Annotated in this window: 17 protein-coding genes and 6 pseudogenes; 7 read left to right on the plus strand and 16 right to left on the minus strand. The window is 44.5% G+C overall.

Annotated features, from left to right (window positions below; translation table 11 throughout):
• The first annotated feature begins 85 nt into the window (after positions 1-85).
• Both AC0IYG_RS17925 and AC0IYG_RS17930 read left to right on the plus strand, forming a co-directional pair.
• On the plus strand, positions 86-1,003 hold the full coding sequence (locus AC0IYG_RS17925) for a glycosyltransferase family 2 protein (RefSeq protein ID WP_471712508.1): 918 nt from the start codon (positions 86-88) through the stop codon (positions 1,001-1,003).
• 3 nt (positions 1,004-1,006) lie between these two features.
• Positions 1,007-2,178 (plus strand): annotated as a pseudogene (locus AC0IYG_RS17930) (glycosyltransferase family 2 protein).
• Between the two features lie 36 nt (positions 2,179-2,214).
• On the opposite strand, the gene AC0IYG_RS17935 reads toward AC0IYG_RS17930, so the two are convergent.
• From AC0IYG_RS17935 to apaG, 12 genes and pseudogenes are all read right to left on the minus strand, one after another.
• Positions 2,215-2,583, minus strand: coding sequence for an Hpt domain-containing protein (locus AC0IYG_RS17935; RefSeq protein ID WP_471712509.1), 369 nt, complete (start codon positions 2,581-2,583; stop codon positions 2,215-2,217).
• 73 nt (positions 2,584-2,656) lie between these two features.
• Positions 2,657-3,682 carry an MlaD family protein gene (locus AC0IYG_RS17940; protein ID WP_471712510.1) on the minus strand — a complete coding sequence of 342 codons (1,026 nt, stop codon included), beginning with the start codon at positions 3,680-3,682 and terminating at the stop codon, positions 2,657-2,659.
• The gene (locus tag AC0IYG_RS17945) at positions 3,682-4,446 is read right to left on the minus strand and encodes an ABC transporter ATP-binding protein (RefSeq protein ID WP_471712511.1); all 765 of its coding nucleotides are present in this window, start codon (positions 4,444-4,446) and stop codon (positions 3,682-3,684) included. The genes AC0IYG_RS17940 and AC0IYG_RS17945 overlap by 1 nt, the downstream gene beginning before the upstream one ends.
• A 1-nt stretch (position 4,447) precedes the next feature.
• The gene (locus AC0IYG_RS17950; RefSeq protein ID WP_471712512.1) at positions 4,448-5,236 is read right to left on the minus strand and encodes an MlaE family ABC transporter permease; all 789 of its coding nucleotides are present in this window, start codon (positions 5,234-5,236) and stop codon (positions 4,448-4,450) included.
• Positions 5,237-5,299: 63 nt separating this feature from the next.
• Entirely contained in the window at positions 5,300-6,064 is a 765-nt protein-coding gene (locus tag AC0IYG_RS17955; protein WP_471712513.1) for an EcsC family protein, read from the minus strand.
• A gap of 126 nt (positions 6,065-6,190) precedes the next feature.
• Positions 6,191-7,258, minus strand: coding sequence for an endonuclease/exonuclease/phosphatase family protein (locus AC0IYG_RS17960; RefSeq protein WP_471712514.1), 1,068 nt, complete (start codon positions 7,256-7,258; stop codon positions 6,191-6,193).
• 102 nt (positions 7,259-7,360) lie between these two features.
• On the minus strand, positions 7,361-9,373 hold the full coding sequence (locus AC0IYG_RS17965) for a T9SS type A sorting domain-containing protein (protein ID WP_471712515.1): 2,013 nt from the start codon (positions 9,371-9,373) through the stop codon (positions 7,361-7,363).
• 88 nt (positions 9,374-9,461) lie between these two features.
• Positions 9,462-10,443: pseudogene (locus AC0IYG_RS17970) on the minus strand (glycoside hydrolase family 43 protein).
• Positions 10,444-10,493: 50 nt separating this feature from the next.
• Positions 10,494-11,639: a hypothetical protein gene (locus AC0IYG_RS17975; RefSeq protein ID WP_471712516.1), complete on the minus strand. Its 1,146-nt coding sequence runs from the start codon at positions 11,637-11,639 to the stop codon at positions 10,494-10,496.
• Positions 11,636-12,607, minus strand: a complete 972-nt coding sequence (locus AC0IYG_RS17980) for a DUF2157 domain-containing protein (RefSeq protein ID WP_471712517.1) — start codon at positions 12,605-12,607, stop codon at positions 11,636-11,638. The genes AC0IYG_RS17975 and AC0IYG_RS17980 overlap by 4 nt, the downstream gene beginning before the upstream one ends.
• Positions 12,608-12,710: 103 nt before the next feature.
• A complete protein-coding gene (locus AC0IYG_RS17985) occupies positions 12,711-13,487 on the minus strand; it encodes an O-methyltransferase (RefSeq protein ID WP_471712518.1) in 777 nt (258 codons plus the stop codon).
• Positions 13,488-13,536: 49 nt separating this feature from the next.
• A complete protein-coding gene (gene apaG / locus AC0IYG_RS17990; protein ID WP_471712519.1) occupies positions 13,537-13,923 on the minus strand; it encodes a Co2+/Mg2+ efflux protein ApaG in 387 nt (128 codons plus the stop codon).
• A gap of 152 nt (positions 13,924-14,075) precedes the next feature.
• On the opposite strand from apaG, the gene ung reads away from it, so the two are divergent.
• Positions 14,076-14,741, plus strand: coding sequence for a uracil-DNA glycosylase (gene ung / locus AC0IYG_RS17995; RefSeq protein WP_471712520.1), 666 nt, complete (start codon positions 14,076-14,078; stop codon positions 14,739-14,741).
• A gap of 64 nt (positions 14,742-14,805) precedes the next feature.
• Here ung and AC0IYG_RS18000 read toward each other — a convergent pair whose 3' ends face one another.
• Positions 14,806-15,210 carry a Dabb family protein gene (locus AC0IYG_RS18000; RefSeq protein WP_471712521.1) on the minus strand — a complete coding sequence of 135 codons (405 nt, stop codon included), beginning with the start codon at positions 15,208-15,210 and terminating at the stop codon, positions 14,806-14,808.
• A gap of 371 nt (positions 15,211-15,581) precedes the next feature.
• Between AC0IYG_RS18000 and AC0IYG_RS18005 the strand changes: the two genes are divergently transcribed.
• Positions 15,582-16,583, plus strand: a complete 1,002-nt coding sequence (locus tag AC0IYG_RS18005) for a zinc dependent phospholipase C family protein (protein WP_471712522.1) — start codon at positions 15,582-15,584, stop codon at positions 16,581-16,583.
• On the opposite strand, the gene AC0IYG_RS18010 is transcribed toward AC0IYG_RS18005, so the two are convergent.
• The 3 genes and pseudogenes from AC0IYG_RS18010 to ald all read right to left on the minus strand — a co-directional run bounded on the left by AC0IYG_RS18010 (position 16,580) and on the right by ald (position 20,515).
• The gene (locus AC0IYG_RS18010) at positions 16,580-17,095 is read right to left on the minus strand and encodes a DinB family protein (protein ID WP_471712523.1); all 516 of its coding nucleotides are present in this window, start codon (positions 17,093-17,095) and stop codon (positions 16,580-16,582) included. The two genes, AC0IYG_RS18005 and AC0IYG_RS18010, sit on opposite strands and share 4 nt — an antisense overlap.
• A 64-nt stretch (positions 17,096-17,159) precedes the next feature.
• Positions 17,160-18,940: pseudogene (locus AC0IYG_RS18015) on the minus strand (DEAD/DEAH box helicase).
• A 460-nt stretch (positions 18,941-19,400) separates the two neighbouring features.
• A pseudogene (gene ald, locus AC0IYG_RS18020) lies at positions 19,401-20,515 on the minus strand (alanine dehydrogenase).
• Between the two features lie 114 nt (positions 20,516-20,629).
• Between ald and AC0IYG_RS18025 the strand changes: the two are divergent.
• The 3 genes and pseudogenes from AC0IYG_RS18025 (at position 20,630) to AC0IYG_RS18035 (ending at position 23,223) form a co-directional block, all read left to right on the plus strand.
• Positions 20,630-21,163 (plus strand): Lrp/AsnC family transcriptional regulator, encoded by a 534-nt coding sequence (locus tag AC0IYG_RS18025; RefSeq protein ID WP_471712524.1) that lies wholly within the window; start codon positions 20,630-20,632, stop codon positions 21,161-21,163.
• 76 nt (positions 21,164-21,239) lie between these two features.
• Positions 21,240-22,262 (plus strand): annotated as a pseudogene (locus AC0IYG_RS18030) (radical SAM protein).
• 165 nt (positions 22,263-22,427) lie between these two features.
• Positions 22,428-23,223: pseudogene (locus AC0IYG_RS18035) on the plus strand (ParA family protein).
• The last annotated feature ends 14 nt before the right edge of the window (positions 23,224-23,237 follow it).

The following is a 23,237-nucleotide window of genomic DNA, read 5'->3' on the forward strand; positions in this document are numbered from 1 at the left end:
TTTAATTGTTAATTTTGAAATAGTTCTACAAGCCAATACAATTATTCCCTCATATCAGACCGTCCGATTGCAGCACCTATAAAAGATGAAACAAGTTTCCATTGTAACAGTAAATTTTAATCAGCCCAAGATTACCGAAGATTTACTCATGTCGCTGGCGGAGGTCAATCAGTATCCGAATTTGGAAATCATCGTGGTTGACAATGGCAGCCAGCCCAATGTGGTTCCCGCCTGGGAGCTGAAATTTCCGGAAGTCAAATTCATCCGTTCAGAAAAAAACACTGGTTTTGCCGGGGGCAATAACATTGGCATTGCGCAGGCAACCGGCGATTATTTATTTCTGATCAATAATGACACGGAAGTTACTGCCGAGCTGATCGGAAAGTTGGTTGACAAGATGGACGCCAACCCGAAAATCGGAATGATATCGCCAAAGATCCGTTATTTCGATCAGCCCGGAATGTTGCAATACACGGGTTATACACCGATGAATTACTACACCGCGCGCAACGCGTGCATCGGGCAATTTGAAGAAGATAAAGGCCAATATGACTCATTAAGCGGCATTACGGGTTATGCGCACGGCGCAGCGATGATGATCAGCAGGGAAGCATTGACGAAAGCAGGTGTGATGAGCGAGAATTATTTTCTCTATTATGAAGAACTCGACTGGTGCGAACGGATCAGAAAAGCAGGTTATGAAATCCATGTTGACCTTTCTGCATTGATTTACCACAAAGAATCTGTCGCGGTTGGCAAGCGCTCAGCATTGAAAGAGTTTTTCATGAACCGCAACCGCATTTTGTTTATCCGCAAGAACGGTTCTTCCATGCAGTTTTTCATCTTCTGCTGCTATTTTCTGGCGGCAGTCGTTCCCCGGAATTTGATCCAATACATTAAAAATAAAGAATACAACTTCATTCCTGTCTTTCTAAAAGCCATCACCTGGCATTTTACCAACAAGGCGGATAGCAACAATCTGGGCTATCCCTTGACCCGTTAATTTATGGAAATACTCTTCTGGCTCAGTTTATTTGTAGTTTTTTACACATTTCTAGGTTACGGGATCGTCCTGTACATTTTGGTTCGGATTCGTCGGGCTTTGAAAGGGAAAAGGCGCGCGCCGTCGCTGGACCAAAATATGCCGACGCTGACTTTGATCATTGCTGCTTATAATGAAGAGAGCATTATCGAGGAAAAGATCCATAACACGCTCGCGCTTTCTTATCCGGAAGGAAAGCTGCGTTTGATCTTCGTAACAGACGGTTCTTCCGATCGCACGCCCGAGCGTGTAAGCGCTTACAGCCAGATCAAATTGCTTCACACGCCCGTCAGAAGCGGGAAAATTCTTGCTATGCACCGTGCAATGCATGAAGTGGACACAGAAGTGGTCGTTTTTACAGACGCAAACACTTATCTGAATCCCGATGCGCTCCTGCTGATTGCCAGACATTATGCAGACCCGAAAGTTGGGGCCGTTTCCGGAGAAAAGCGTGTAATGCAGGATGCGGTTTCGGATGCAACGGCGGGGAGGGTTTTTATTGGAAATATGAGTCGACGCTCAAAAAGTGGGATTCTGAACTTTACTCTGTCGTGGGTGCTGCTGGTGAGTTATTCAGCGTCCGGCATTCACTTTACCGGCAAGTTGAGCCGGACACGATCCTGGATGACTTTATGATCTCGATGCTGATTGCTCAGCAAGGTTACCGCATCATTTACGAGCCGGACGCGTATGCTTCTGAACTTTCGTCGGAGAACATTAAAGAGGAATTGAAGCGGAAAGTGCGGATCGCGGCAGGAGGGATTCAGTCTATTTTGCGCCTCAAAAAACTGCTTAACCCGGCTCATTTCCCCATGTTGTCATTCCAATACATTAGCCATCGCGTGCTCCGGTGGACGGTTACGCCATTTTTAATGATTTTGGCTTTTGTGCTCAACATTATCATTGTTGCCCGCTCGGGAGGTGTGCTTTACGGCATTATACTGTTTGGGCAGGTCGCTTTTTATGGCGCAGCATTGCTCGGCTGGATGCTGGAAACGCGGAAAATTAAGGTGAAGGCGTTATTTGTGCCCTACTATTTCTGCGTGATGAATTATGCTGTGATAGCAGGCATTATCCGTTTTTACAAAGGCAATCAAAGCGCTGCGTGGGATAAATCAAAAAGAAAAAGCGCGTAGCAGACTGCTACACGCTTTTCAAATATTTTTAGAAGCTTAAATCAACTTCAAACGCTCCGACTCCTGTTCGATAATAGGAAGCAATTCATTGAGCTCCGCAGAAATTTTCTGATACATTTCCATCAGGACTTCCGGTGATTCTTTATCCTTGATCGCCTTTTCCAGCACTTCCACTTTCGGGCGGATCCAGGTCAGGCCAGCCATGGTGAACGACGGCTTCAAGCCGTGTACAATGCTGGCGGCGTCTTGCATGTCTTCGGTTGCCAGGGCATCATTAAGCGCATGCCAGCGTGGAACAGAGTCACTCAAAAACGCATCAAAAATCATGTAAAGTATTACTGGGTCGTCTCCATAGACCTGATCAATGTAGTTAAGATCAAGAGCAGGGTTGAGTTGTAAGTCCATTAAGTAAATGTTAAAACTGTTTCAGAGTGAGCTGACTAAACGGTTAATAATCAATTTACAAAATTATGGAAATTTATTGGCTTACCGGCTCTTTTACTTCTTGATTTACTTCCTCTTTTGCAGGCTCCTTCGCTTCTTCCTTTGCTTTCTTTTTAAAATATCTCCTAAATAAGAAATTGGATCTCAGCGCTGTCATGTTTTCATCAAGCTTATCGGTGCTGCTTTCGAGGTTTTGCAAGGTGCCTTTCAAGTTTGTCGCCGTTGCTTCGTCATGCAGCAACACGCCTAGCGGACTCGTGCGGTTAGAATTTAGTTCTTCGCTTGCTGTTTTGAGATTGGTAACCATCACATTCGCCGTAGAAACAGTTTCGTTAAGTCGTCCGATCGTGCCTCTAATGTCGCGCATGATGACGGTGTCAGTTGCAAAATCATTGGCCAAGCCGCCCGGTTGGTTCAATTTTGCAGTAAAACCGGATAATGATGCCGTCATGGTCTGCGCGTTTGCCGATGCTTGTTTAAGTGTAGCCAATGTTTGATCCACATCTTTATAAAGTCTGTCGTCATTCAGCAGCATTCCGACTGTTCCTTTTCCTTCCAATATATTCTTGCTGATCGTCTTGAAAGCGCTGGTGATCCCGAGTAGGTTTTTATTGTTTTCTGATAAAACAGCGAGCATTTCCTCCGTGCTTTCAATCTTCTCAACAACCAGTTCATCACCATCTTCAATCGAAGGCACTTTCTGCGTTCCGCCATAAAGCACGATGATCTTGTTTCCGATCAATCCGTCGGTGCTAACCTTGGCTTTCGCATTTTTACGGATAAACTCCTGTGATTTTTCCTCAATGTGCAGCATTACTTCAACGCGGGAGTTTCCCAGGAAGCGAATGGTTTTCACCGTCCCGATTTTTACACCGGAATACCACACATTATTGCCGGGTTTAAGCCCGTTGACGTCATCGAAAATGGTTTTCACCGAAATGGTTGAAGAAAAAACTTTCTTCATACTTCCAATGGTGAGGATGCCGACTATGAATATGACTAAGCCTATTATAACAAAAAGTCCTACTGTGATGGAGCGTTTTCTGGCTGATGTTTCCATTATTGAATAAAATTATAATCGTAAAAACTTTTGATTCTTTCTTCTTCGGAGCTGAATACTTCTTCGAAAGTGCCTTGTTTAAGGAACTGTCCGTCGAGAAGCATGGCGATCCGGTCACCTGTTTCCCTTGCGCAAGTCAAATCATGCGTAATGATGATCGAGCTTGTGTGATATTTTTCTTTAACCTCATTGATAAGCTCATTGATTTCCAGGCATGTTATCGGATCAAGTCCGGCTGTCGGTTCATCGTAAAGCATGATTTCTGGTTTCAAAATCAGCGTCCGGGCAATGCCGATCCGCTTTCTCTGTCCACCTGAAAGCTCGGAAGGAACCTGGTTAATGGTCTGTAAAAGCCCCACAGCATCTAGCACATATTCAACCTGCTCGTTAATGTCGGCCCGGGACAGGTTTTTTGTATTTCTAACCAGCGGAAATTCGAGATTTTCCCGCACTGTCATACTATCGTAAAGTGCGCTGTTCTGGAAAGAAAAGCCGATTTTTAACCGGATATCGTTCAGGTCGCGCTCGTTGAGCTCTGAAACTTCTTGCCCAAGCACGTGACACATTCCTCTGTCCTGTTTGAGCAGTCCGGCAATGATCTTGATCAACACAGACTTTCCTGTTCCAGACCGGCCGAGCACGACAACATTCTCACCTTTGTCCACCCTCAAGTTCACGCCACGAAGCACGTGCAGGTCACCAAACGACTTGTAAAGATCCTTTATCTCGATAACCGGCCCTTCGGTTTGATTGGTTTCTTCCATTTTATATTCTAAAATAATTAGACACCTGAACGATGATCACCTCTTCAATAAAAATGAGGAACATCGAAATTACCACGGCAGAGTTAGCAGCTTTACCCACGCCCTCCGTTCCTTTGCTTGCATTGTAGCCCTGGTAACAACCCACAATCCCGATTGTGAATCCGTAAGCAATGGCTTTGGCGAGTGAAGTGCCCACATCCAGGAATGTGATCTGTTCAAATGCATTTTCAAAAAAGGCAATAAAACTCGTGCCTTCGTTAAGCGTAACATTCAGGAATGCGCCTAAAAGGGCCACTGCCGTACAATAGAACATTAAGATCGGAATGGTGATAGTCGATGCCAGCACACGTGTTACCACCAAAAATTTAAAAGGGTTGACGGCAGAAACCTCCATGGCATCGATCTGTTCGGTTACGCGCATGGAACCCAGCTCGGCACCAATGCTCGAACCAACTTTTCCTGCACTGATCAATGCTGTTACCAATGCTGCAAGTGCCCTTACGATCGCAATTGCGACCAATGATGGCAGCCAAGAAACAGCGCCGAATTCGGCAAGTGATGGGCGGGATTGTTTGGTAAAAACCATTCCGGTAATGAATCCAGTAAGTCCGATCAGCAGCAACGATCTGTTTCCGATCGCGTAACATTGCTTAACGAGCTCCTGAAATTCCATGCGACCGCGGAAAGCCTCCCTGAAAAAACGCAGGAAGAAAACGTAACCATTATAGACTGCGAGTAAAGCCGAATCCAGGCCTTTTGTGTAAACTTTTTCCTTTTGATTGGCGCTCATTCAATTTTTATGCAAAGTGGATCAAAGGGTAACTCTTGTTTGTATACTTATTGTTTTTTGCTGTTAATGCAGCTGTTTTGGCGCATTTGCTGCCTGCAAAGTTCTTTCCTCGAACCAGCGCATGCGATACGCATTCATTGCTGTCTTGCCAAGTTGGTTAAGCAGCCTGTAATTGACAATAACGCCCACCGCCGCCCCGATTCCGGGAATCAGCTGCGCCATTTTTGCCAAATCAATGTAATCTCTGTATTCCTGCTGAAATGTTTTCCAGTCAAACTGGTGAATGTCTTCGGGCAAAAGCTGGCTTTTTTCTTTCCAGTTAATGATTTGCTCAAAAACCTTTTGACGCTGTTTCTGACTTGAAAAAGTTAGCTGAAACACATGCAGGATGAAAAGGCGTTCTCTGTAATCTTCGGCCGAATGGCCATACAATGCAGAAATCTCAAAAAGAAGCTTCATTTTAATGCCGATCAGGATTGGGAATTCGGCTAATGCGAGTAAAAAACCACCTGCTCCTGTAATTCCGCCTTCTGCGGCGCCTGCTTTTTTATAAAATTCAATGCGTTTCTGAACTTCCCTTTCTATTTCTTCCAAAGAATTTTTGGGAGCGGGCAGTGCAGTAGTAAATTCCGCGCCAGTCAAAACGGCCCGCGTCATTTGTTTAATGGTCGCCGTAATGACCTGGTGGACTTTATCCGGAATTATATTATTGATCTTATCCTGAACCGCCTTTGATGTCCTGTCTACCAGATTTGGCCGCTTTTGCATCTTTAACTGCCACTTGTGCAATTCAGGCGTTATTTGCTCTTCATATGTCTGGTATAGCATACTCAAACGACAGATTAATGTTAAGATGGAAGGGAATCACTTGTTTTGGTAATCCTGCGTACAGTGTTACAAAAATCATTCCAAACTTCTCTAAACCTCAATCGTCGAGGTTTTCTTAACATTCAATCAGGCTAATCTGTCTCTTTGCTGATCTTTTCTTCGGCAAGTTCCACTTCTTCCTGATCCGCTTCCGGCTCTTCCTGCCTGCAGGTCAGCGAGCTGTTCATATTGCAATGTTATCAAGATCGGAAAGTGATCCGAAGAGAAATTTTCCAGTCTTCTCAGTTGCAGCAATTTGAAATCCGTCGAGCAAAAGACATGGTCGAGCGGAAATCTGAGGAAAGGATGTTTGGCGTGAAATGTATTGAAAAAACCACGTCCACGTCTCGGATCAAGCAATCCGCTGATTTTGGTAAATAAATTTGTCGTGTAGGACCAGGCCACATCATTCAGGTCTCCTACAACGATGGTCGGCAGCGGATTGGCTTTGACTTCTTTGGCCACCAGCAGCAATTCCTTATCGCGTTCAGTCGAATACATATTTTCACCAGGCACGGGCGGAGTAGGGTGGACGCAGTAAAGCTGGATCAGTTTTCCGGAAGGCAGTTTAAGCTTGGTTTTAATGGAAGGAATCTCTTCATCAACCAGATAGCGGACTTCGTGATCGACCAATTCCAGCTTGGAATACAGCAGCATACCATACGTGTTGTCGATTGGAATCAGGACCTGATGCGGATAATCTTTCGCCAGATCCTTTGTTCCCTCATGCCAATACGCATCGGTTTCAAGCAGCAATATCACATCCGGATTGTTCCTTTTCAGCATCTGCATGCAACCCGCAGTATTTTTATTATCCTGAAAAACATTGGAAGAAATGATGCTGATCTTATTCGCTTCGTCCACCGATTGCGCTTTCAGCAGGGCTTTTTTTGCAAAAAGTGTGAAAGGAAATATCTGATAAACCAAATAAAACGCATTTGCAGCGATGATCGCGGTAAATACGATATCGAATGTAGATTGGATCGGGAAAAAAGCAATGTGAAGAATCAGCACGAGCAGATTCAGAAACAGCTTCTGCAACCTGGGATATTCGAAAACACGGAATGCCCAGAAGTCGTTGCGTATCAGGGGAATAATGGAAAACAGGACGATGATCCCACCGAAGATTTCCAATGCGTATTTAAAAGAGAGCATTTGCAGTTAAGCAATATTGACGGCGAATAATTTGCTAAATATCGTTTTTAATTGGCCACAAACAAATTGTTGGCATCTCAATGTGCACTTGAAAAATCTTTTTTAACGCACAAGCAATTTCACGGTCGAGCTTGTGTTCCCGGCTTGCAGCTTGATAAAATGATAGCCTGCCACGCTTTCCGGAATTTGCATAACCGCCTCTTTCTGTTGTGAAAGCTGCTGGTTACTAACCGATTGTCCGTTCGAATTGATCAACGACAATGTGCCGCCAGCCGGTTTCTTCAAATGAACAGTTAATGATTGGCCTTTTTGGACCGGATTTGGAAAAACTGTAAACATTGATTCGTCTGCCGGTTCGACACCCGTAATGACCGGCGTTTCAATTTCTGCATAACCATAGTCCACAGATTCCGAAAGCGCACTTACTGCTTTCAAACGGAAACTTGTTTTTCCTGATCCTGACACACTTTTGTCTGTAATGCTTACGGTTGCGCTGTCCAGGCGTGCAATTGTTTTGTACGAACTTTCATTCGCCAGCTTTCTTTCCATAACATAATAAGAAGCAGATGGGACTTTTTCCCAAACAAGCACAACATCGCCGCCGGCTTCCTGCACTGCTGCTAGCTTGGGAGTCAGCAAAGCCTGACCGATGGGCACCTCAAAAAACGTTAACGCGCGCATGCCAAGCTTGTTTGTAATAAATGGTCCGTTTAATGGATAATAGGGCCCGTCAACAGGCGTGTACATCGGCATCAAATCGAGCGTATTGGCGTTTTGAGGAACTTTCAGTTCTAAAATAATGCGGTTTCCTTCTGCCTTACCGGATGCCACCGAGCCGGATTGACCATTGAAATAAAAGAAGTCTTTCATATCCAGTGTCGCATTGTTATTGGCAACATAAGCTTCCGGATAAATCAGCTCTTGACCTTCGTCGAATGCGATGACAACCTTCGTTCTTTCCGCATTTTGGTAAAAAACCTTTCTGACATTGGGCGAGTTAATGTTGGCAGTATCTTTCAGATCGTAGAAATCGCGCTCCATCAAGCGTGAAAGTTCAATTCCACCTTGCCTGTTGCCTTCCCGGCCATAATGCAGGCCGTCAAATTCCTTCGTGCCGACTGTCGCCAGTGAACGCAAATCAGGATAAATGTCGGGAAGCCGGCGCTGGTAATCACGCACTTGTGCGCCCACAGGCGAAGGATAATAAATAACGTCGATCTGGAAAACATAGATTTTGTCCAGACTGGGCAGGTCCATTTTCAGGTTTTTACGCAACAGGTCAAAATATCCCCACCAGTTTCCACCCTCATGATAAGCCTCCGTTTCACCCTGACGGAAAATATATGCTTTCACATCATTAGCGAGCCCTGCCTTTTGCAAACGGTAAAGCATTCGCCCATAACCATTGTTCAGATCGGCCGGGTTGCTTTCCGTGCGCTGAGCATGTCCGGATGCCGAAGACCAGTGAAAACCTGCATGAATAAGGCAATTGGGGATTCCGGATCGCTGGCTGAGCCTTTTTTGAATTTCGAGGCCCATTGTTCCAACGCCATTTTCATAGGCTTTCTGATTGGAAAACGCCCATAATGTGTCGGCCGGATTGTAAGGATTCGTGTTGAGGTTCTCAGTTATTTTGCCAAAAGTGCGGCAGTAACGGCTCGTGTCGGACTCTGTGAAAAATCCTGTAGAATTGGATTGGCCGGACAAAACGTAAACATCACCGCTTACAACATGCTGCCGTTCCACGATCAATGTAGAGTCTTTTTGTTTGCACAAATAAATCTTGAAACCGTAATCAGCAAGCTCAGCCTGAATTTTTGCCTCGGTCGCGAATGTGCCGATTCCTTTGCTGTTATACTGGATTGGTGATCTGAAATATTGTTGAACTAAATTGTTTCGCAGCACCTGCACGGACACATAATCAAAGCCGGCCGCATCCACAAATCCGGCGATGGGAACATTTGATTGGTTTTGCTGATTGCGGGGATAAAGCTGTAAATCCTGCGGAAGCTTGTTGAAAACGACCGAATTAAAGCGTTGTGCGTGGATATTAGAAATTGTGAAAGCGCTTATTAAGAGAGCAATAAGCCAAAATTTGGTGTGCAAGAACTTCACAGGCAACTACTTATTTGGATAGGGAGATATGCAAATATAGTAGTTGCGCGATGCAATCGTAACCGTGAAGTAATTAATATTCAAGTTTTTACTTGCCCAATGTAACCGGGCCAACACCTTCTACTGTAATCTTTACCGGATTGATTTCACCTTTGTCATTGAAGGTCATTTCATCAATGCACGTCTCACGGTGATTGCCGTCCGTTTCGGTCAGCGGGCGTCGGTGATAGACGATAAAATAGCGGTCCTTGCCAGGAATCTGAATGATGGAATGATGTCCTGCGCCGGTTGCCACTTTTGGATCTTGCTGCAAAATTTTACCAACACGCTTAAATGGCCCGAAAGGAGAGTCCGCAACGGCATAAGCAACAGAATAATTGGGTCCTGTCCAGCCGCCTTCTGACCACATGAAATAATATTTACCGTTTCTGATAAACATGAACGGGCCTTCAACATAGTTTTCCGGCGTTATTTCACGGAAGATTTTGCCATCCTCGAAAGGGATGAAGCCAGTGAAATCGTTATTCAGCTTGGCAACATTGCAATGTTTCCATCCGCCGTAAAATAAGTAATGCTGGCCGTCCTTATCCTTGAAAACGAACTGGTCAATCGGCTGGGCGCCATTGTGAAATTTGTCGATCAATGGTTTTCCAAGATGATCTTTGAAAGGGCCTTCCGGACTGTCAGAAACGGCGACGCCGATCCCACCTTTTTCATTGTCATTTTGAATGTCATTAGCGCCGAAAAACAAATAGTATTTTTTGTCTTTCTCAATAATCGAAGGTGCCCAAACAGCACGCTTAGCCCATTTAATGGCTGCTGTGTCCAGGATAGCAGGGTGCTTTTTCCAGGTTAGCAAATCCTCTGAAAGAAAATGCATCAAGGAAAACCTGCTTTTCGTAAGGCGCTGAGAATGTTGGGTAAATGTAAAATTTGTTATTAAAAATGATGCCTTCCGGATCAGCATACCAGCCAGGGAAAACGGGATTTCCAGCGGTTTTCTGAATGGTTTGAGCAAATGAGCCGTAACTCACTGAGAGCAATGCGAGAATTAGAAAGTGCTTTTTCATTGAAATCATGCGAAGAATTGAACTGGGCGAAGTTCTGCATTTTTGCCCAATTAATATGCTTCTCCTGCTCCTCCGCCACCAAAATTACCGCCTCCCAATTCAACACTGCCTGTTTCCTGCGGCGCCTGACCCAAATGCTGGGCAACCAAAATCGCTTCCAGATTTGGCAGACTGCGCTTTCCTTCCTGCTCGTCGGACAAGCCATGCTTTGGATTGCTCAGATATTTGATCAGTGAAACAGACAAAATAATCAGAATCATGCCTAGAACGCCAAGCCATTGAGCAATGGTTAGGACACCGAAATAATGTCTGAATGTGTAAATCGAGAATGCTAATGAAATTAAACCGACGATGAGTAAAATGCGGTCCTTCTTACGCAGGCCGAAGAAAATGTAAATGGCCGGAATGCTTAGTGTGAAAATATAAAACAGCGTCGCAAAAGGAATTTGTGGAGAAAATGGAAGCGTAACGTCGCTTAGCAACGCATTTCCCTCACGCACAACGAGATAATTTCCGCTCAAATAGAATGTTGCAAGTGCTAAAATCTCAATCAGCTTGGTGCAACGGCGATAATAAGTGCTTTTATCCTTGACAATGATTAGATAAACAGCAACTGAAAGAATCATGATGGCAAACGGCAAAAGTGCTTTTCCCAATGGAAATTTCATCATCAAATTACCAACCAGCCCCATTAGCAGCAAAAATGCGCCAGCGGCGGTGAGCATATCGGCGTAACGCAATGTGGCCGCAAAGGCAAAGGCAAAGAAAATAATGCAATACTGCCAGACAGCGAGGTTATCAAACAGGGAAAGGAATGGAATAACGGCAGCGCCCATTGCACTGTAAAGCAACGCGTTATCGACGCCTGAATGATAAAGCCTCTTTGTTTTGATCAACTTTTCGAGGAAAAAAATGAAGCCAACCATACATAAAAGGCTGACAATCGAAATGCTTCCTTCGGAGCTGTTGCCTAGCAGGAAAAGGGAGACAAATCCTGAGGCAAAAGAGCATGCGATCAAGGTGAAAATGAACAGGCCGATTTTGACAAAAATGCCTGGCCTGTAAAATTGTTGTGGGAAGCTTTGCTCAATGGCTGTAAATTGCTCGTTTGTGATCAGCTTCTTTTCGAGCCAAGCTTCGGACGTGCTCAAAATATGTAAATGGTCGATCCAGGTTGAATTATAGGCCTTTTTCATTTTTTGATTCCCAGGAATTTTTTAAAGTTGAGGAGAAAATAAATCACGCCGATGCTGGTAAACAGGAAATAGAATGTTCCTAAGATGGTTGCAGCCTCTGTTGCCCCGAGCGTGGAAAAGATCAGATAAGTGAAGATAATGTAGGCGTAGACAACGCCCATGAGCAGAAAAATTAACGATTGCGCAGATCTTGCGCGCAGGATGAAAAATGCAGAGAGCAGGACACCAACCAATATATAACCAAATTGCGCCTTGTCGTCAAACATTCCGGCGAGGCAAGCGACCATGGCCAGATTTCCGCCCAGGAAAATATATGTAAAGGAAAAGTGTGCTTTGATTGCCTGCTTGACGGAAGCCCAGCCAACGGCGCATAACACGCAACCCAGAATCACCGCAGTGCCGAGTAACCGGTTCTCTGTAAAATCATTTTCGGAAAGGATCGAAAGTGGTGCAACTGTAAGCCCAAGCCAAGAGGCCAGTCCCGTCACAGCCATTGAAAGAGCTCCGCGGTGGTCAAAGCGGTAAGCACAGTAAAAGAAAATAATGGTGGGAATAATGATGGCCAGCCCGTAACGGGTACCGAAAACGTTGTATTGAAATTGAAGATAACCTTCCATAGTAAGGAAAGTCGTGCAGCCTAATAACAGGATATAATCGGCTAGCTTTTTTGGATTTTTGACCTCAGCATGACTATAAGGAAGTGCATGCTTGTAAGTGTAATAAAAGCACCAGGCGGTGAGTGCCGCAATGAGCGCAATGATGACCTGATGCCCAATGGTGTCAATGTTTTCGTAAATGATAACGCCTAAGCCCGAGCCAAAAAGCACGATTCCTAAATAAAGAATGGACCGAAGCTCCCAATGCAGGGAAAATGGTTTGTTATCCTCATATTCAGCGATTAATGCTGCTTGTTCTTTTGGAATAATGCCTTTATTGACAAAGGCTTGCAGGATTGTCTGGATGTTCATGCAGTGGATAAGAGGGATGAGTAGACGGGCAAATTAAGGACAATGCGGGCAACATTTGTTCTTAATTATTTAACGGAATATCCAGGCTATCTTGCGGTTTTCGCTAAAAGCGCAGTGTAAAATTTTCCTTAACCTGCTCTTTTCTGAAAAACACAAGTCCTACCCAAAACAAATCAACCGTGAGCGTAACCTGAGGATGTTTTTTGATAAATTCCCAAGCCTGCGTCATTTCCTCCGACCAATAAATGTCATCGAAAATAAAGACTGAATCATTATGCGCGTAGGGAAGGCAATCCTCAAAATAACGGACCGTTGGCTCATAACGGTGGTTGGCGTCAAAATATGCAAAATCGATGCTGGGGGCCAATTTGCTTAATGTCTGCGGCAATGTTTCATCAATGTTGCCGAGCACAATGTCGATGTTCTCAGCGCCGAGCTGCTGAAAGTTCTTCTTTGCAATTTCCGCAGTCTGCGGGCATCCTTCGAATGTGATAATCTGCGCATCGGGCTTTGCTTTGGAAAGATATAATGTTGTCAGGCCCAAAGATGTGCCCAGTTCCAAAATAGTCCGTGGCTGGAAGCGCTGCACTAATCTGTTAAACAGCTTGCCGAATTTCTCCGGTTTTTCAGCATTCTTTGCAATGGTGCCAATCTTTCTCAGATTCGATTTATTGATCCGAGAACCAGCTCCCAAATCCAGAATATTGATCTTTTCCTGTGATTGAAGTAATGTTTTTCTCAGGGTTTTCAGCGCAGCGTAATCTGGATTTTTATCTTTTTTTGCCGCAATAACCTGCGTGTAAAGGTCGAAAATGAAAGGAGAATGTATGGAATGCTCGTTTCCGGAGCGAAACAAATACTTGAAATAGGCTGCAATCAATGGTAAAATATTTAGGAAAACGAAGCAGAAGACCGTCGCTGCTCGAAAATCAATTCATTCGATACGGCGCAACGAGAGAAAATGCAGGAATTACCACGCGGAATTGACGACCGTCGAGCACACGTTCCATTAAATACGTCCCTGCCATTTTGCCCAGATCCGTGCGGAGGTTGCATCCCGAAACATAGTCATGCACATCGCCTGGTTCCAAAATCGGCTGCAAGCCCACAATCCCGGCTCCTTCCACTTCTCTGACCGTCCCGTTCGCATCGTAAATCAGCCAATGTCTTCGCAAAAGCTTCACAGTGTGCTCACTATGGTTCTCGATCAGGATTTTGTAAGTAAAAACATAATGGTCCTGTCCCGGGTTGGAATAGTCGGGTTGATACTCAGTTAATACGGTGACTTTCACACCATCTGTCACTTTGGAAACCATATAGTTTGAGGGTGTTTTGGGCGTTTTGCAATGGTTGCAGATGTAGGCTCAGCAAGTGTTGCATCATTTCTGCTAAAACGAAAATAACAATCAATTACTGATAAAACCAAAACAAAATAATATAATTTGGGTTTCGAATTAAATTCAATGAGATGGACGTAAAAATAGAGCAATCGTGGAAGGAAAGGCTGGAACCGGAATTTGAAAAACCGTATTTCACTGAGGTTGTGAACTTTGTGAAAGGAGAGTATAGCACGAAGCAGATATTTCCGCCAGCGAAGCAAATCTTCAACGCATTCAATTACTGCAGTTTCGACACGTGTCGCGTTGTGATATTAGGACAGGATCCTTACCACGGATTCGGGCAGGCGAACGGCCTGTGTTTTTCTGTGAACGACGGCGTGCGCATTCCGCCGTCGCTGGTTAATATTTTTAAGGAAATTCATGACGACCTCGGCAAGCCAATTCCTAAAACGGGCAATCTGGAAAGGTGGGCGAAGCAAGGTGTTTTGCTTTTGAATGCAACATTAACCGTAGAAAGCGGCAAAGCCGGATCACATCAAAACAAGGGTTGGGAGCGGTTCACGGACGCTGTTATCAAATGTGTTTCCGATGAAAAGGAAAATGTGGTTTTTATGCTTTGGGGCCGCTATGCGCAGGATAAAGGCAGCATAATCAATGCGAATAAACATTATGTACTGAAATCAAAACATCCGTCGCCAATGTCTGCCAATGGTGGTGGCTGGTTTGGAAATGGTCATTTCAGTAAGGCCAACGCTTATCTGGAAAGTAAAGGAATGGAGCCGATTGAGTGGTAGGCACAAAAAAAAGAGTCGGGATGCCCGGCTCTTTTAAGATTTTCACTCCTATTACTATTGTAAATTACTTTTCAATGTTGGAATTCATTTCCAAAACATTGTCCCAATGTGCTTGATTTGCTTCTACAAATTGTTTGCGATCTGCGTTGGCTGCATATTGTTGCGCGCCTTCCTTAGTTCTGAAAGTAAGATAATGGATCACATCAAACTGATTTTCACTTCCTTCTGCTTTCTGAACGTGTCCCGCTGAATAAGCAACCACGTCTTTCACTGCATTTTTCATCAAAGCAAAGTCACGCAAATGTTTTTCTACTTCTTCGTTTGATGTGCCTGGTTTGAATTTGATGCAAACTACGCGCTGAATTTCAGCTGGTTTGTGAGGCACATACGCTCCGTAGATGACAAGCATAAAAACGCATAAAGCAAATACGGGCACAAAATATCCTAATGTTTTATTTCTGGTCTTCATTATTTCGAATTCTATTGAATCAAATTTATTTATGAATACAAAGTTAAAACATTAATTATTAATTGTACTATTTGTATATTAAATATAAATAATTTTGATTTTATAGCATTTGGCAGAATGGATGCTAAGTGTGCGATTGAAACGCGAAACATTATTTTGTCCTTACGTAGAGCCCAATTTTTCCGATTCGTAGTTCTTAACATTTCAATTTCACGCTTCAAATGGCATTTTTTGTCAAATCAGAATTTTTTGATTTGATAAACCGATGTAACCGTTACTTTTTTTGCATGAGACCGTATAAAGTGTTCATACGAGCAAAAACGCTCTTCGAAATTTTATATGGAAGTAAATTTTGGTTGGAAAAAATATTTTTGGCAAAAATATTGCTTTTAAAGCTGTTATGCCCAAAAGTTGTGGTCGTAGCCATGCTTTTTTCATCATTCAACCCACCTCAACCCGAGTGGGGATTTTGGGCACATAAGCGGATTAACCGGCTGGCCGTCTTCCGCTTGCCACCAGAAATGCAGGTTTTTTACAAAAGAAACATTGACTTCATTACCGAAAATGCTGTCAACCCGGACCGGAGACGTTACGCAGTCGTTGGCGAAGCGGAGAGACATTTTATTGACCTGGACGTTTATGGCGACAGTGCACTTTACAAGTTGCCGAAATTCTGGAGCGAGGCGATCAAACGCATGGGCGAAGACAGTTTGCGCAAACACGGCATTGTTCCCTGGCACATTCAGATCGGCGCTTATCAGCTCACAGAAGCATTAAAAGCCAAAGATCCCAAACGCATTTTGCGGCTCTCGGCGGATCTGGGTCATTACATTGCAGACGCGCATGTTCCATTGCACACGACCAGGAATTACAACGGCCAGCTTACAAACCAGCGCGGAATTCACGCATTTTGGGAGTCGCGGTTGCCGGAGTTATTCGCGCAGGATTATGATTTGTGGATCGGGCAGGCACATTATCAGGATAATATTGCAACGCTCGCCTGGGAAACGGTCAGGGATTCGCATGCTGCAATGGATTCCGTCTTATCATTTGAAAAACGGTTAACTGATGATTTTCCTGCGAATAAGAAATACAGCTATGAATTGCGAAACAACATTCTTACACGGAGTTACTCGCTTGAATTTTCAACCAAATATCATGAAACGCTGGATCATCAGGTGGAGCGGCGGATGAAAGCGTCTGTGAAAATGGTGGCGGATGTTTGGTTTACATGCTGGATCAATGCAGGCCAGCCGGATCTGGGGAGTATGCAAGACTTTTCGTTAAGTGAAAGTGACAAACAAGAGGAGCAGGCGGAAAGCCAATCCTGGCTTCAAAAACTTTTCAAGATCAGACCTGAAAATGATGATTAACTATTCGAAGTCAGAACTTTGACAGTTACCAGCAACTGGCCGGTGTGCCGCTGCGTATGCTCGGCCGCGTGAAAAAGCAAGCCTAAATGTGTGGACGGGACCATAGCCCTTCCCACATAACGAATCTCGGCGAGCGTGGCCGGATCGGTGTGTTTTAATTGGCTTAATGCAATCAGGATTTGCGTATCAAATGCATCTAGTAAAGTGCGTAAGCTTATTTCCGGTTCGGGAATGCCTTCGCTTTTTAAATAGTTAAGCTGATTTTCTGTGAGTGATTCCTGCCTTGCGTAAGCGAAAAGCCGGTCGAGCACGCCGGTCAAATGTTGGAGATGAAATCCAATGGAAGCCACACCATAAGGGCGTTCCCACAGCAGATTTTCGGGAAAGTCAATCAGCGCGGCATGGATTTCCTCTTGCGCCTGCAAGAGTGCGTGCGCTACGGGTTGCAGCAGGTCTGCAATGTCAGAAAGTGGTCCGCGAAGCCAGACTTCCGGTTTTGGGTTGGTTTGCATACCGAAAAATAACAAAAAAAGGGACCTTTTTACAAGTCCCTTCTTCCAATTATATGTGTAACGCTTATTTAGCGATATCGATCTGAACCGGTTTTCCTTTGATCGTGTTGCCGTCCATTGCACGTAAAACCGCACGGGCATCACGCTCAGGAACGTCTACAAAAGTGAATTTGTCATAAATATCAATCGCACCGATCGTTTTTCCAGGAATGTTCGCTTCACCGGCAATGGCTCCCACGATATCTTTTGGCAAAATGTGATCTTTGCGACCAAGGCTCAGGAACAAACGGGTCATGCCTGCTTCCGGAGTTGCCGAACGTTTAGATTCGTCGCGGCCGCCTTCAAATCTTGGGCGTGACTCACCGCGTGCAGCTGGTGCGTAACGGTCGTTTCCGCGTGGAGCGCTTTCTCTGCGATCTCCAAACCGGCTTCCGCCTGATGAACGACGCTCAAATCTGTCGCTGCCGCCTTCTCTGCGTCCGTCGCGCTCGCCGCGTCTTTCTTCCCAGGCAAGGTTAGCATCAGCATATTCGTTTTTCTGAACGCCCATGATCTGCTTCGCCATGGCACCTACAACTTGCTCCGTAGAATAACCTGCGTGGTGCAACATTTCAAGCACATCGCCGAAAAGCTCCTGATCGTCACCTTCTTGGATAGACGCAGAAATGCTTTCAACAAAACGCGCTTTGCGAACGCCAACGATATCCTCATAAGAAGGAATTACGCCTTTTTCAATTTTTACTTTGGTAAAACTTTCAATGGTTTTCAAACGATATTTTTCATCGCGGGCAACCAGTGAGAATGCTTTTCCAGACAAGCCGGCACGACCTGTACGGCCGATACGGTGTACGTAATATTCTTCGTCCAATGGAATGTCGAAGTTGATCACACCATCCAATCCGCTCACGTCAATTCCACGTGCTGCAACATCCGTAGCCACAAGAATGGTTGTTACGCCCGCCTTGAATTTGCTCATTACATTGCTACGCTGCTGCTGGCGCAAATCGCCGTGAATTCCTTCGGAAGCATAACCTCTTAATTGAAGATCTTCAACGATTTCGTCCACTTTTCTTTTGGTATTACAAAAAACCAAAAGCGATTTCAATGGTGCATGTCAATCAGACGCGTCATTACTTCAACCTTAGCTTGTGGCTTCACTTCAAAGTAAAGCCTGCCCTCAATGTTCACGTTAGTCAACTCATTACGAACCACTTTGATCAAAATAGGATCAGTCTGGAAACGTTTTGTGATCGACATGATCGGCTTAGACATTGTTGCAGAGAACAAAATTGTCTGACGATCAGATGGCATATCTGCCAGAATGCTTTCGATGTCCTCACGGAAACCCATATCCAGCATTTCATCGGCTTCGTCAAGAACCATCATGCGTACTTCGTCGAATTTCAACGTTTTACGCTCCATGTGGTCCATTACACGGCCAGGCGTTCCTACAACAATGTGAACACCTTTTTTAAGGGAACGGATCTGACGGTCGATTGAATCACCACCGTAGATTGCTTCAATTCTCAAACCTCTAACATATCTTCGCCAAACGGCCAATTTCTTCGGAAACCTGCACCGCAAGCTCGCGGGTAGGGCATAGGATCAGTGCCTGAACGGCATTATTCGAGACATCAATTCTTTCCAATACAGGAATACCAAACGCGGCGGTTTTTCCGGTTCCTGTTTGTGCTTGTCCGATTACGTCAGATCCCTGCATTACTGCGGAGTAGCTTCCTGTGCCTGTATGGGTGAGGGTTTTGTAAAACCCATTTCAGTAAGGGCTTTAAGGATGTTTTCTGAGAGGCCAAGCTCTTCGAAAGTTTCGAAATTTTCAGTTGTCATTATATTTATTTTTGTATTAATTCTTGGGTAATAAAAAGATTGTCAAGTCGTTACGGTCATTTGAATGCTGCTGCGGATCGCCGGAACAGAAAACGTATCGTAGGTCAGCGGGCTCGATGGATTTGAAGTCAGAAACAATAAAATTGTCCCAAAACCTAAAAATTCAAAGCCAAATCGTAAACTAATTCAAAAGGGGATTGCGCAAAGCCCACCACAAACCATCCGTGGGGTCCTGCATGAGAACGGTGTGCCAACCAGGCGAATTTTAAAGGTTGGTAGCGGATCTAAAAAGTGCTAAACCGTGTAAGAAGCAGAGAGACAACGGATGTTCGTTCAAATTTTATGCAAAAGTAAGGATAACTTTCGAAATTACAATACTGAGGCAAAAGTAATTGTAATATTTCGGGAAATGAAAAGTCTGACCGGCTTGCGCCAGCCAGACCGCTTCTGGTTAGGTTTGTTATGAAAAAACCTGTTGAACGTCTGTATACGGAAAAGTACAGGCGTCGGAAACACCTTTAAAGACAACCTTGCCATTTACGACATTCAGACCTTTGCGCAATTCCTCATTTGCCGCGCAAGCTTTCCGCCATCCGTTGTTGGCCAGCTGCAAAGCGTAAGGAAGTGTGGCATTGGTCAATGCGAGAGTAGAAGTGTATGGAACCGCGCCTGGCATGTTTGCAACGCAGTAATGCACCACGCCGTCCACTTCGTAAATAGGATCTTCGTGTGTGGTTGCTTTGGATGTTTCAAAGCATCCTCCCTGATCAATGGCCACGTCCACCATAACAGTTCCGGGTTTCATTAATTTGAGCATATCGCGTGTAATGAGCGATGGCGCCTTAGCACCGGGATCAGCACACCGCCGATAATCAGGTTCGTACTTTTGATCAGCTCACGGATATTGTATTCGTTGGACATTACCGTGTCCACATTCGCTGGCATAATGTCTTCCAGATATCTTAATCTTGGCAAACTAATGTCAACGATTGTAACATTAGCGCCAAGTCCGGCAGCCATTTTTGCAGCTTGCGTTCCAACGATCCCGCCGCCCAGCACAAGGACATTCGCAGGCTTAACCCCGGCAACGCCTCCAAGCAGAATTCCAAAACCGCCCATTGGTTTTTCCAGATATTTTGCTCCTTCCTGAATGGCCATTCTTCCTGCAACTTCACTCATTGGAACAAGCAAAGGAAGGCTTCTGTCTGTTTTCTCGACCGTTTCGTAAGCCAGACAAACCGCATTGCGTTCGATCATAGCATGAGTCAGTTGCTCCGAAGATGCGAAGTGAAAGTAAGTGAATAGCAGCTGATCTTCTTTAATAAGGCTGTATTCGCTTTCAATTGGCTCTTTTACTTTGATGATCATTTCTGCGGCAGCATAAACCTCACCGATGGTTGGCAAAATCACTGCACCCGCTAATGCATATTCTTCGTCGCTGAAACCGCTGCCTTTACCGGCTTGCTCCTGCACATAAACCGTATGTCCGTGCTTGCGAAACTCAGTTACACCAGCTGGCGTCACAGCCACGCGGTTTTCATTATTTTTAATTTCTTTGGGAACACCAATGATCATTGGAAGTGTCAGTTTTTGTGGTGTAGAGATTTAAATTCTTTGTAGTGAACAAAAGTACTTTTTGTAGAAAAAAGATACTATGCTCACCCGGAAGGACAGAAAAAAAAACTATTTTTGGTTATTAATGTAAGAAAAAGTTCGGCACATTATCTTCTCAGGAATGGCGGACAAATAAAAAATACTGTATGCAGCCTGACGTCACAGATCAGTAAAATACTCGAGTTCTTACAGCACGATTCCAAACTGACAATCAAAGAGATAGCAAGCCGCATTAATCTGTCGGTCACACCGGTGCACGAGCGCATCCGGAAACTTGAAAAGGAGGGGATCATTGACAAATATGTGTGCCTGATCAACCGCCGGAAATTGGGAAAAGCGCTTGTCGTTTATTGCAATGTCACATTGGATAAGCAGCGGAAAGAGAGCTTCGAAGATTTTAACCAAGCCATTGTAAAAATGAGCGAAGTGCTGGAATGTTCGGTTGTCTCGGGGAACTTCGATTACATGCTGAAAGTGGTTGTGGAAGATGCGGAAGCTTACAATCAATTTTACCAGCACAAACTTTCTGCCCTGAAAAGTGTGTTACACATCAGCAGTTATTTCGTAATTTCCGAAATCAAGTACACGACCGGGATTACAGTGAACTGACCTGCTTGCCGGATATTGTATTGATAATCCTGATATAAAGGCAACTAGCATTGCGAATTGCCAAAAGCCATATATAATGAATAAAAATTTCAAAGATGGTCTGAACCTGATGTCCAAGGTTACGCCGAAACGGGCATGGAACGCCATTCAAATATTAAGCAGCTATTTTTATTCAAAAGCAACAGGCAATCCGGTCCATTGGGGCATGCCCATTGCAATTTCCTTTGAACCCACCACTTCCTGTAATTTGCGCTGTCCGGAATGTCCCAGCGGCCTTCGCTCATTTACGCGCCCGACCGGCATGATGGAAGAAAAACTTTACAAGAAAACCATCGACGAACTTGCGGATACATTATTATATACTGATTTTTTACTTCCAGGGCGAGCCTTATCTGCATCCCAAATTCTTTGAACTCGTTCAGTATGCGCATGATAAAGGCATTTACACGGCAACGTCAACGAATGCACATTATCTGAACGACGAAAAGGCGCGGAAAACGGTTGAATCTGGCTTGGATCGTTTGATTATTTCTATTGACGGCACAACGCAGGATGTTTACCAGCAATATCGCATTGGCGGCAATCTGGAAAAGGTTTTGGAAGGAACGCGGAACATTATCAAGTGGAAAAAAGAATTGAAATCAGCCACCCCGCATGTGATTTTCCAATTTTTGGTGGTTAAGCCTAATGAGCATCAGATTGAAGAGGTGAAAAAACTGGCTGAGGAAATGGGCGTGGACGAAGTGGGATTGAAAACAGCGCAGATCTACGATTACGAAGAAGGTTCTGACCTGATCCCGACCATTGATAAATATTCCCGTTACGAGAAGGCCGAAAGCGGTCGCTATTCTATCAAAAACAAATTTGTAGACCATTGCTGGAAAATGTGGCACTCTTGTGTGATCACGTGGGATGGCGCTGTGGTGCCATGCTGCTTTGATAAGGATGCCGAATATCAGCTTGGAGACATGAAAAGGGAGACTTCCGCCAGCTTTGGAAAGGCAAGAAATATTCAGATTTCCGGGCATCGCTAATCCGGTCCCGCTCGGAGATAGAAATGTGTAAAAACTGCACCGAAGGAACGCAGGTCTGGGCGTGAAACACTTAGCTAAAACAGCTTTATTTTATTTTTAATTAAATAATAATGTGATTTAAATATTTGATATATAATGGTTTAAATCATTTATTTAAAACTCCGTGGAACATTTTTTGGTGAATTGCCCCGAATAATAGAAATTTGACCTTGGGTAACTCAAATGAATACATGGGCAAAGTAATTGCAATCGCAAACCAAAAGGGAGGAGTAGGGAAAACGACAACTGCTATTAATCTGGCGGCGAGTCTGGCCGCGTTGGAATTCCGCACACTGATCATCGACGCTGACCCGCAAGCCAATTCAACTTCGGGGCTTGGGTTTAATCCGCAGGAGATGGAAAACAGCATTTACGAATGCATGGTGGAGCAGGCCAAGACAGCGGATATTATTTTAGAGACCGATTTTCCGAATTTAAATTTATTACCCTCACACATTGATCTTGTAGGAGCGGAAATTGAGATGATTAACCTCAAAAACCGTGAGCAGCGCATGAAAGACGCGATTGCAGAGATCCGTGATGACTACGATTTTATTATCATCGATTGTTCGCCTTCACTCGGACTAATCACCATAAACAGCCCTACCGCCGCAGATTCAGTTATTATTCCGGTTCAATGTGAATATTTTGCATTGGAAGGATTGGGTAAACTGCTGAACACCATCACCATTATCCAGTCGAGGCTTAACACTGCATTGATCATTGAAGGCATTCTGCTGACTATGTACGATTTGCGCCTTCGGCTTTCCAACCAGGTTGTGAACGAGGTGACGAGCCATTTCGAATCACTCGTTTTTAACACCATTATTCCCGAAATGTACGCATCAGCGAAGCGCCCAGTTACGGAATTCCTGTCATGGCGCAGGATGCCGATAGCAAGGGAGCGGTGAGCTATTTAAATCTTGCCGGGAAATTCTCAGTAAAAATGGTCTGCTGTCCTCGGATAAACACCTGGGAGTGAACTGATAAATGATTTGAAT

Source organism: Dyadobacter sp. AC419, assembly GCF_979253085.1.